Source organism: Stenotrophomonas sp. NPDC077421, from assembly GCF_049545505.1.
In the GTDB taxonomy this organism is placed as follows: Bacteria; Pseudomonadota; Gammaproteobacteria; order Xanthomonadales; family Xanthomonadaceae; genus Stenotrophomonas; species Stenotrophomonas nematodicola.
In genome coordinates this window covers 53691-62743 of the sequence record NZ_JBMWDP010000027.1, presented here as the reverse complement: position 1 = coordinate 62743, position 9053 = coordinate 53691, and the positions used below count along the sequence as shown (strand labels likewise).

9 protein-coding genes are annotated in these 9053 nt (G+C 67.3%); 2 read left to right on the top strand and 7 right to left on the bottom strand.

Features of this window, described 5'->3' with window-relative positions; genetic code table 11:
* The first annotated feature begins 240 nt into the window (after window positions 1–240).
* Window positions 241–663, top strand: a complete 423-nt coding sequence (locus tag ACPEH1_RS14565; RefSeq protein WP_017354877.1) for a F0F1 ATP synthase subunit epsilon — start codon at window positions 241–243, stop codon at window positions 661–663.
* A gap of 63 nt (window positions 664–726) precedes the next feature.
* Here the strand turns inward: ACPEH1_RS14565 and ACPEH1_RS14560 are convergent, their stop codons facing one another.
* On the bottom strand, window positions 727–1110 hold the full coding sequence (locus ACPEH1_RS14560; RefSeq protein WP_026070582.1) for a GtrA family protein: 384 nt from the start codon (window positions 1108–1110) through the stop codon (window positions 727–729).
* Window positions 1111–1195: 85 nt separating this feature from the next.
* On the opposite strand from ACPEH1_RS14560, the gene glmU reads away from it, so the two are divergent.
* A complete protein-coding gene (gene glmU, locus ACPEH1_RS14555) occupies window positions 1196–2560 on the top strand; it encodes a bifunctional UDP-N-acetylglucosamine diphosphorylase/glucosamine-1-phosphate N-acetyltransferase GlmU (RefSeq protein WP_017354875.1) in 1365 nt (454 codons plus the stop codon).
* 37 nt (window positions 2561–2597) lie between these two features.
* Here the strand turns inward: glmU and ACPEH1_RS14550 are convergent, their stop codons facing one another.
* From ACPEH1_RS14550 to ACPEH1_RS14525, 6 genes are all read right to left on the bottom strand, one after another.
* Window positions 2598–3938: a sensor histidine kinase gene (locus tag ACPEH1_RS14550; protein ID WP_423715977.1), complete on the bottom strand. Its 1341-nt coding sequence runs from the start codon at window positions 3936–3938 to the stop codon at window positions 2598–2600.
* On the bottom strand, window positions 3935–5275 hold the full coding sequence (locus ACPEH1_RS14545; protein WP_017354873.1) for a sigma-54-dependent transcriptional regulator: 1341 nt from the start codon (window positions 5273–5275) through the stop codon (window positions 3935–3937). Before ACPEH1_RS14545 ends, ACPEH1_RS14550 begins: the two co-directional genes overlap by 4 nt.
* A gap of 79 nt (window positions 5276–5354) precedes the next feature.
* The gene (locus tag ACPEH1_RS14540; protein ID WP_153164809.1) at window positions 5355–5765 is read right to left on the bottom strand and encodes a PDZ domain-containing protein; all 411 of its coding nucleotides are present in this window, start codon (window positions 5763–5765) and stop codon (window positions 5355–5357) included.
* A gap of 1 nt (window position 5766) precedes the next feature.
* Window positions 5767–6987 carry an ABC transporter permease gene (locus tag ACPEH1_RS14535; protein ID WP_026070580.1) on the bottom strand — a complete coding sequence of 407 codons (1221 nt, stop codon included), beginning with the start codon at window positions 6985–6987 and terminating at the stop codon, window positions 5767–5769.
* A gap of 16 nt (window positions 6988–7003) precedes the next feature.
* Window positions 7004–8305 (bottom strand): ABC transporter permease, encoded by a 1302-nt coding sequence (locus ACPEH1_RS14530; protein ID WP_136005227.1) that lies wholly within the window; start codon window positions 8303–8305, stop codon window positions 7004–7006.
* A 7-nt stretch (window positions 8306–8312) separates the two neighbouring features.
* Window positions 8313–9032 (bottom strand): ABC transporter ATP-binding protein, encoded by a 720-nt coding sequence (locus tag ACPEH1_RS14525; protein WP_017354869.1) that lies wholly within the window; start codon window positions 9030–9032, stop codon window positions 8313–8315.
* Between the last annotated feature and the right edge of the window lie 21 nt (window positions 9033–9053).

The following is a 9053-nucleotide window of genomic DNA, read 5'->3' as shown; positions in this document are numbered from 1 at the left end:
GACACCATCCGTGGCTTCAAGGCCATCGTCGATGGCGAATACGACCACCTGCCGGAACAGGCGTTCTACATGGTCGGCAGCATCGAAGAAGCGGTCGAGAAGGCCAAGAAGATGGCCGAGAAGGCCTGATGCGGCAGGAACGGGCATGGCCCGTTCCGACCGTGACACGGGGTGGGCCCAGGCCCACCGCTGCGGAAAACCTGCGGTGGGTTCAACCCGCCCCCTAGCGAAGAGAGTTTCATGAGCACCATCCGTTGCGACATCGTCAGCGCCGAGCAGGAAATCTTCCGTGGCGAGGCTACCCTGGTCGTGGCCACCGGTGAGCTGGGCGAACTGGGCATCGCGCCCAAGCACGCCCCGCTGATCACGCGCCTCAAGCCGGGCAAGGTGGTGGTGACCACGCCGAGCGGCGAGCAGCTGGATTTCGCCATCTCCGGCGGCATCCTCGAAGTGCAGCCGCAGGTGGTGACCGTGCTGGCCGACACCGCGATCCGCGCACAGGACATCGACGAAGCCTCGGTCCGCAAGGCCAAGGAAGAAGCCGAGCGCATCCTGGCCAACCGTGGCGAAGCGATGGAAGTGGCCGAAGCCCAGCAGCGTCTGGCCGAAGTCACCGCCCAGCTGCAGGCCCTCGAGCGCCTGCGCAAGAATCTGAAGCACTAAGCGGTAGGGCGCGACGGCGCCCGCTGCGAAGGGAGAACGCCGGCTTGCCGGCGTTTTTTTTTGTCAGCGGTAGACCACGTGCCGCAGCAGCACGAAGGACACCGCCGCCAGTGCCGCTTCGACCAGCGGCTTGGCCAGCCACGCGTTGCGCAGGCCCAGGTGGGTGACCACCAGCGCCACCAGCACCGTACTGATCGCCGTCAGCAGCAGCCAGACGGCCAGGAAGCGCGCGAAGCGGCGCCAGCCGAGCCGCTGGCGACCCTGCTCGGCAAAGGTGTAGCGGCCATTGAGCCAGAAGCCGAGCAGCATCCCGCCGACGCGGCCGATCAGATTGCCCGGTACCGCGGGCACGCCCAGCGCGGTGGCGCCCACGAACAGCGCCCAGTCCAGTGCCAGCTGGAGCAGGCCGATGGCGAGATAGCTGCTGCCCTGGCGGATCAGGCTCACGGAGTGTTCCGCGCGGAAGGAGTCCACATGTTAACGAGCGTGGCACTAGAATTCGCTTCTACGATTCCCTGGAACGCGATCGACCATGACCCAGCCCCTGCACGTGATCATCCTGGCCGCCGGTGCCGGCAAGCGCATGAAGTCGGCGCTGCCCAAAGTGCTGCAGCCGATTGCCGGGCAACCGATGCTCGCCCACGTGATCGAGGCGGCGCGTGACCTGCAGCCGGCCGCCATCCATGTCGTCTACGGGCACGGCGGTGAGGCCGTGCAGCGTGCATTCGCCGACCAGCCCGACCTGCGCTGGGCCGAGCAGTCCCGACAACTCGGTACCGGACATGCGGTGTTGCAGGCGATGCCCGACGTGCCCGACGCCGCCACGGTGCTGGTGCTGTACGGCGACGTGCCGCTGATCCGCGCCGACACCCTGCGCCATCTGCTGTCCCAGCCTGGACGGCTGGCGGTGCTGGTGGCTGAAGTCGCCAATCCCACCGGGTATGGCCGCATCGTGCGCAACGCCGAAGGCAAGGTCGCCGCCATCGTCGAACAGAAGGACGCCAACGACGAGCAGCGCGCCATCCGCACCATCAATACCGGCATCATCACCGCCGAGTCGACCGCGCTGCGTCGGTGGCTGTCCCAGCTCTCCAACGCCAACGCGCAGGGCGAGTACTACCTCACCGACGTGTTCGCAGCGGCCGCCGGCGACTACACCCCGGCGGAGATGGCGTTTGTGCACGACGCGCAGGAGGCCGAAGGCGCCAACGACCCGTGGCAGCTGTCCCAGCTCGAACGTGCCTGGCAGCTGCGCGCGGTGCGTGCGCTGTGCGCGCAGGGCGCACGAGTGCTGGACCCGGCGCGCCTGGACATCCGTGGCACGGTGCGCGTGGGCAGCGATGTGCAGATCGACGTCAACGTGATCCTGGAAGGCGACGTGGTGCTGGGTGACGGCGTCAGCATCGGCGCGTTCACCCGGCTCAAGGACGTCACGCTCGCGGCCGGCACCGTGGTCAAACCGCATTGCGACCTGGACGGGGTGGTCAGCGAGGGCGCGGCCGACATCGGCCCGTTCGCGCGCCTGCGTCCCGGCACGGTGCTCGCCGAAGGCACGCACGTGGGCAATTTCGTGGAGACCAAGAAGGTGGTGCTGGGCGCGGGCAGCAAGGCCAACCACCTCACCTATCTGGGCGATGCGGTGATCGGCAGCAAGGTCAACATCGGTGCCGGCACCATCACCTGCAACTACGATGGGGTGAACAAGTCGCAGACCACCATCGGCGACCACGCCTTCATCGGCTCCAACAGTTCGCTGGTGGCGCCGGTGGAGATCGGGCAGGGCGCGACCATCGCGGCCGGTTCGGTGATCACCCGAACCGCCCCCGAGGGCAAGCTGACCGTGGCGCGTGCGCGCCAGGAGACCATTGATGGATGGAAGCGGCCGGTGAAGCGGTAAGGCGCGACGCCCAACGCGCGTCTCCCCCTGCCGGCGATTACACCGGCAGGAAAACCGCCACGCACAGACCGCCTTCGCGGCGGTTCTGCAGCGAGATGCGGCCGCCGTGTGCCTCGACGATCTCGCGCGTGAGCGCCAGGCCCAGGCCGGTGCCGTTGCGCTTGGTCGAGTAGAACGGCATCAGCGCGTTCTGCAGCACCGCCTCGTTCATGCCCTTGCCGCGGTCCAGGACTTCCAGCCGCACCCACTGCGGCAGGCGGGTCAGCCGCAGCTCGACATCGTCGTTGGGCGGTTCGGCTTCGCTGCAGGCTTCGTGCGCGTTCTTGAGCAGGTTGAGCAGCGCCTGGCCCAACTGGGCGATGTCCACCCGGCTGTGCAGATCGTCGGCAATGGCCTCCATGCGGAACGGAATCTGGTGTTGGAGGCTGGTCAGGAACTGCAGCCACTGCACGTTCTGCAACTGCGGTTGCGGCAGCTTGGCGAAGCGTGCGTAGCCCCGGATGAACCCCTCCAGATGCCCAGCGCGCTCTTCGATGGTGGCGAACACTTCTTCCAGCCGTTCGGTCTTGCCACGCCGGACCAGTTCGCCGCCGGAGTGCGCCAACGAGGCGATCGGCGCCAGCGAGTTGTTGAGCTCGTGGCTGATGACGCGGATCACCTTCTTCCAGGTCTGCACTTCCTGCCGGCGCAGCTCGGCGGTGAGCAGGCGGATCAGCAGAAGATCGTGCGGACGGCCGTTGAGATGGAAGTTGCGCCGCGACAGGTGATAGACCTGCTCGTCGTCCTCGTCGCCTTCCTCTTCGCGGACCGCGAACAGACTGTCGCCGCCACGCTGGATGGCGTCGCGCAGTTCCACCGGCATGGTCTCCAGCACGTCCTGCATGCGCTGGCCTTCCAGTTTCCAGCCGTGGTGCAGCAGCTTGCGTGCGGCCAGGTTGGAGAACACCACGCGCTGCACGCCGTCGCCGCCATTGGCCAGCAGCAGCATCGATACGGGGGTGTTCTGCACCATCGTGTCCAGCAGCAGCTCGCGCTGGACCAGGCCCTGGCGCTGCTCACGCAGCACGTCGCCCAGGTCGCGGTGCGCCTGCACCAGGTCCCCCAGCTCGTCGTTGCCGGGCCAGTACACGCTGAAGTTGTACTCGCCGTCGCGGTAGCTGCTGGTGGTGCCGGACAGCGCGCGCAGCAGCGAACGCACCGGTGCGGTCGCGCGGCGCAGGCTCCACCACATCAGCGACAACAGCACCACGATGGAAATCGCGGTGACCGCCCAGCCGTGGTCCAGCCAGAACGCCAGGTACCACGGGAATGCGGCAGCCAGGGCAAGCACCGGCAGCAGGCGCAGGAACAGCCGTAAGGTGAATGAGCGCCGCTTCATTCGCGCGGGATGCCGTAACGGTCCATGCGCCGGTACAGCGCCTGGCGGCTGAGCCCGAGTTCGGCAGCGGTCTGGGCGATGATGCCGTGGTTGTGGGCCAATGCCGCTTCGATCCGGCTGCGATCCGGATCCACCGTTGGACTGGCGGCGCGGGGCGCCGCGGCGCGTGGCAGATTGAGATCACCCACCTCGATACGTGGGCCCATTGCCAGCAGGCCGGCGCGTTGCAGCACGTTGCGCAGCTCACGCACGTTGCCCGGCCAGCCGTGCCGCTGCAGCGCGGTGGCTGCCGCCGTGGACAACGGCTTGCCACTGTCCAGGAAACGCTCGGCCAGGGGCAGGATGTCGCCGGGTCGCTCGGCCAACGGCGGCAGCGCCAGCTCGACGGTATTGAGGCGGTAGTACAGATCCTCGCGGAACTGGCCGTCGCGGATCATGGCCGGCAGGTCGGCGTTGGTGGCGCTGATCACACGCACCTTGACCTGGCGTTCGCGGTTGGAGCCCAGTCGCTCGAAGCGCCCGGTCTCAAGCACGCGCAGCAGCTTCATCTGCCCGCCCAGTGACAGGTTGCCGATCTCGTCCAGGAACAACGTGCCGCCGTCGGCGGCCTCGAACTTGCCTTCACGCGCTTTGTTGGCGCCGGTGTAGGCACCCGCTTCGGCACCGAACAGTTCGGCCTCGATCAGCTCGGACGGAATCGCGCCGCAGTTGAGCGCGACGAACGGGCCCTTGGCGACCAGCGAATTGGCCTGGATGATCTCGGCAATCTTCTCTTTGCCGGCGCCGTTCGGGCCGGTGATCAGCACCGGCAGTGCCGAGCGGGCCACCTGGCAGGCCAGATTGACCACGCGCTCGCTGGCCGGGTCGGCCACCACCGCTCCGCGCAGGTCATAACGGGCTTCCAGCGCCGAGCGGTCGCGCAGTTCACGCTCGCGGCGGCGGTCCAGCTCGCGCCGGGTCTCGGACAGCTCCAGCAGATTGTTGACCGTGGTCAGCAGCTTGCGGTCGTCCCACGGCTTGGCCAGGTAGTCGGCCGCGCCGGCCTTGACCAGGTCCACCGCACTGCTGAGGTGCGTCCAGGCAGTGAGCAGGATCACCGGCAGATCCGGATGGCGGGCGCGTATCTGCTCGAACAGCGCTTCGCCTTCCTCACCGGAGGTGGTGTCCTCGGTGAAGTTCATGTCCTGGATCACCAGGTCGACCGGCTGCTGTTCCAGCAGGGCCAACCCGGCCTCGGGCGACAGCGCATGCAGCGCATCGATGTCGTGCAGGGAGAACAGCACCTCCAGCGCGGTGCCGACGCTGGCGTTGTCGTCAATGATCAGAATCGAAGGCATGCGTCATCGGGGGCCGGTAAGTGGGATCAAGAGTACCGGAGCGCCGGGCCAACGTGCAGACGGCCCGGCGCGGGCCACCTCAGCCGCGCGGGCTGGGCGGCGGAGGCGGTGCCGGCGGTGCCGGTGCATCGACAGGCACCACGTTGCGCCACGCGGCGGTATTGACCTCCACGGTGGCCTCGCTGCCGCGGCGCAGCACCGTCACCGGCAACCGGGTGCGGCTGCTGCGGGCCAGCACCTCGCTCACATCGTCGATCCGCCGCACCGGCCTGCCGTCCACACGCAGAATCCGGTCGCCGCTGCGGACGCCGAAGTAGCCATCCGGTTCGGTGGTGGTGACGCGCACGATGCCGTTGCTGGCATCCACCACCAGATGGTGGTCGGTATCGCGCCACTCCAGGCGCGCGGTCTCGGTCTGGGCGGCGGCCACCGCCGGGGCGCTGGCCAGCAGAAGGCTCAGCAGCAGGGGCGCGATTCGGGTCTGGCGCATCTCAGGCACTCCGGGTGGCAACGGCAGGGGGAACGGCGGCGGCGCGGCGTGCCGGGCCGAAGACGGCGATCTGGCCCAGCAGCCACAGCAGCACCGCGCCGATCGGCAGGTAGCTGAGGGGCATGCGCGGCAGCTCGTAGTTGTTCATCAGGTACAGATTGATCGTGTAGGCCATCAGCATGCCGAGCACGATGCCCACCGTGGCCAGCAGGAAGTTCTCTGTCTGGAAGTAGCGCAGGATCTGGCTGCGGGTCGCGCCCAGGGCACGACGGATGCCGATCTGCTTGGTGCGCTGCTGCACCCAGAAGCTGGCCAGACCGACGATGCCCAGGGCGGTCACCACCAGCAGCGCGACGCACACGGTGATGAGCAGGCCCACCATCGCACGGTCGTTGGCGAAATACTTTTCGCGCTGCTCCTGATAGGTGACCTTGGCCCGCACCAGTCGGCTTGAATCGACCCGTTCCAGTGCGGCGACGGCAGCCTTGATCACTTCGTCGCGTCGTGCCGGGTCGGTGACGCGGATCAGGTAGAAGCCCATGTCGTAGGACATGCGCACCGGCAGCAGCATCGAGTCATGCGTATCGCCGTTGACCCGGGTCGGGCGGCCCAGCTCCTTGACCACGCCGGTAACGCGCAGCGGGGAGCGGCCGCTGTAGATCGTCTTGCCGAGCGCATCGCCATCCGGATACAGCTTGTCGGCGGCAGACTTGGTCAGAATCACCGAGCTGCCCGTGGTTTCTGTGGTCGGATCGCTGACCACGTCCTGGTACTCGCGATACTCGCCGGGCTGGAAATCGGTGCCGGCGATCAGTTCCAGGCCAAGCGTGTCGACCGTCCCTTCCCGGGCAAAGTACTGCGACGCGTTGAGCGTGGGGCGCTCCTGGTCGGGAACGCGCGACAGGCTGGTGTTCCAGGAGTTGTTCCGGAACGGCAGCTGGTTGATGGCCACTACGCTCTTGACGCCCGGCACGCTCTGCAGCGCGGCCAGGTCTTCGCGGGTACGCGCCTCGACGTTGACCTGCTTGCCGATGCCGCCGAGGCGCACTTCCACCAGTTCATCCTCGGCGATGCCGCTGGGTTGGTTGATGGTCTCGATGCGTTGCCCGATCAGGAACAGCGCGTTGCAGACAATCGCGCAGGTCAGCGCGATCTCCAGCACGATCAGGGCGGCGGCGGTCTTGTGCCGGCGCAGTGTGGTGAGAATGGGGCGGATATCCATCATGTGCTCCGGATCCTTACTGCGTTTTGAGTTGGATGGCGGGGGCGACCTGCATGGCGCGCAGCGCAGGCAGGAAGCCGGCCAGCAGGCTGGCCACCAGGGTCAGCGCGAAGGTCAGCAGCAGCATCTGTCCATCCAGCGTGGCCAGCTTGGCGTACTCCACCGGCTGCTGGCGTACCGCATACAGGCCGAGCGCGGCCAGCCCGAGGCCGAGCACACCGCCGGCCAAGCCAACCGTGCCGGCTTCGACCAGCGACTGCAGGAAGATCTGCGCGCGGCTGGCACCCAGAGCACGGCGCACGCCGATCTCGCCGCTGCGACGCAGGAACTTGGCCAGCAGCAGGCCGACGGTATTGATCAGGCAGACCAGCAGGAAGCCCATCGCAAGCCAAAGCTGCAGCCGCACATCGCTGGGGACCACCTGCTTGTAGTCCAGCCATTCCATGACGTTGCGCAGGCGGACGTTCGGCGGGCGCTGGAAGCGACCGGCGGCCTTCTGCTGCGCGGAATAGTTGTTCAGGTAGGCCCGGTAGTCATCGGCATCACCGGCCGAGGGCAGCTCGACCCAGTACTGCAGCCACGTGCACGGCGCATTGATCCCGGTCTCATCGCCATTGGAGTTGCCCCAGCAGTTCATGTTGCCGTTGCGACCGAGCTTGAGATCCATCGCCGTGGAGAACGGCAGATAGACGTCTTCGCTGCCGCCATACCGGCCGGTCTCCAGATCGTAGAAATGCGGGTTCGGATTCCATTCGTCGAGCACGCCGACCACGGTGAAGGCCGTGGCATCCATGCGGATGGTCCTGCCGATGCTGTCGGCCCCGTCGAACAGCTTCTGGTTGAGCGTGCGGGAGATCACCGCCACGCGGCCACGGCCCTCATCCTCATTGGCCGACCATGCGCGGCCATACAGGAAGGGCGTGTCAAACATCGCAAAGAAGTCGTTGGAGGTGTAGCGCGCATCGGTATCGAAAGGACGCAGCGCGGCCTTGTCCGGTTCGATCGTGACCCCGCCGCCGGTCATCACCGCCTGGTGCTTGGCCTGGCGTTCGCGCAGCAGTGCTTCGGCATCGAAGCGCGTCATCTGGTCTTCGGGCTCTTCGCCGGGCTGGTAGCCCAGCATCGTCCGCGGATCGACCTGCACCGAGAACAGGCGGTCGCTCTTGTGCGGAATCGGGTCGCCGGACAGGACATGGAACACCGTCAACGTGGTCATCGAGGCGCCGATGCCGAGCGCGATGGCGAGCACCATGAGCGCGGTCAGCACGCGGTTGCGCCGGAAGCTGCGCAGTGCCAGTCGGAAGTAGTAGGCGAGCATGGTGGCCTCAGTCGTTGGCGGTAGCGACGGCGACGCGCGGGGTGGCCAGCACCGGATCGCGCAGCAGATCGGTGGCCTGGCCGTCCACGATGTGCACGTTGCGCTGCGCGCGCGCGGCCAGCTCGGGGTCGTGGGTCACCATGACGATGGTGGTGCCGGCTGCATTGATCTCTTCCAGCAGCTCCATCACGCCGCGTGCCATCTGGCTGTCGAGGTTGCCGGTCGGTTCGTCGGCCAGCAGCAGGCGGGGGCTGCCGGCCAGCGCGCGCGCGATGGCCGCACGCTGCTGCTGGCCGCCGGACAGTTCGGCCGGGTAGTGCTTCATGCGCGAGCCCAGACCCACCTGCGTCAGGGCATGCTCGATGCGCTGCCTGCGTTCGGCGGCCGGCATGCCGCGGTAGCGCAGCGGCACGTCCACGTTGTCGAACAGGTTGAGGTCGGAGATCAGGTTGAAGCCCTGGAAGATGAAGCCGATCTTCTGGTTGCGCAGGCGGCTGCGCGCGTCATCGCCCAGCGTGCTCACGTCCTGTCCGTCGAGCAGGTAGGTGCCGCTGGTGAAGGTCTCCAGCAGGCCGGCGATGTTGAGGAACGTGGTCTTGCCCGACCCAGAGGGCCCGGTCACGGCGACAAACTCGCCTTCGCGGACGTGCAGGTCCAGCGACCGCAGGGCATGGGTTTCCACCTGTTCGGTGCGGAACACTTTGGCGACCGAGCGCATCTCGAGCATGACTGTTTTCCTTTGCGGTTC